Origin of the sequence: Hymenobacter persicinus, from assembly GCF_004167665.1 — a bacterium.
Classification (GTDB): domain Bacteria; phylum Bacteroidota; class Bacteroidia; order Cytophagales; family Hymenobacteraceae; genus Hymenobacter; species Hymenobacter persicinus.
This window is the reverse complement of record NZ_SEWE01000099.1, coordinates 1-1,057: the sequence shown is the minus strand read 5'-3', so window position 1 is coordinate 1,057 and position 1,057 is coordinate 1. Positions and strand designations below refer to the sequence as shown.

Sequence of the window (1,057 nt, the reverse complement as noted above, 5' to 3'; positions counted from 1 at the left end):
GCGCCTCAACAACGGCAGCGGCGTGTTCAGCGTACCGCCCGTGGTGGCCAACGGTACCATTGCCATTGCCAACGGCCCTACTACCATCGTAGCCGCCGACCTGGATGGCGACGGTGACGTAGACTTTGCCACGGGCAACTTCAACGGCAACAACGTAACCCCCCGTTTCAATAACGGTACGCCCGCCCCGGACCTGCTTATCAGCACCACCGGCCAGTCGATTTCTGCCGGCACGTACAATTCCATCACCATCACCGGCACCGGCGCGGCCACGCTGCAGGGCGCCGTCACGGTGAACTCGGCCGTGACCGTGCAGAATGGGGGTAGCCTGAGTACCAACTGCCAGCCGCTGACCGGTGCGGCCACCTTCACCCTAGCCGCTGGTGCCACGCTGATCATCTGCGACCCGGCCGGCATCACGGCCAGCGGCGCCAGCGGCGCAGTGCAAACCACCAACACCCGCAGCTTCAGCAACGACGCCATTTACTCCTACAGCGGCTCCTCAGCCCAGGTTACCGGCTCGGGCCTGCCCAGTCAGGTCCGTGAGCTGGTAGTCAACAACCCCGCTGGCCTGACCCTCTCGGCCCCGCTGGCCGTAGCCCAGCGCCTGCGCCTGACCAGCACCAGCGGCAACTTCGCCCTCAACGGCCAGGCCCTGACGCTGCTCTCCAATGCCAGCGGCACGGCCCTGGTTACCAACGAAGGAGCGGCAGTGGTCAGCGGTACGGCCACGGTGCAGCGCTACATCGACCCGAGCCTGAACGCGGGCCTGGGCTACCGCCACTACAGTTCGCCCGTGCAGAGCACCACCGTGGCCGACCTGGCCACCGCCAACTTCTCGCCCGTGGTGAACCCGGCCTACAACACGGTGGGCAACACGGTGACCCCGTTCCCGACCGTCTTCGGCTTCGACGAGGCGCGCATCACCAGCACCTCGGCCGCCACCCAGAGCTTCGACAACGGCTACTTCTCGCCCGCCAGCCTGAGCACCCCGCTCACCGTCGGCCGCGGCTACACGGTCAACCTGGCCGCCAGCGAGAAAGTCGACCTGGTCGGC

1 protein-coding gene is annotated in these 1,057 nt (G+C 67.0%); it reads left to right on the top strand.

The window, feature by feature from the left end; genetic code table 11:
• Positions 1-1,057: FG-GAP repeat domain-containing protein (locus EWM57_RS21300; protein WP_165370601.1), on the top strand; the 1,057-nt coding region annotated here is incomplete at both ends.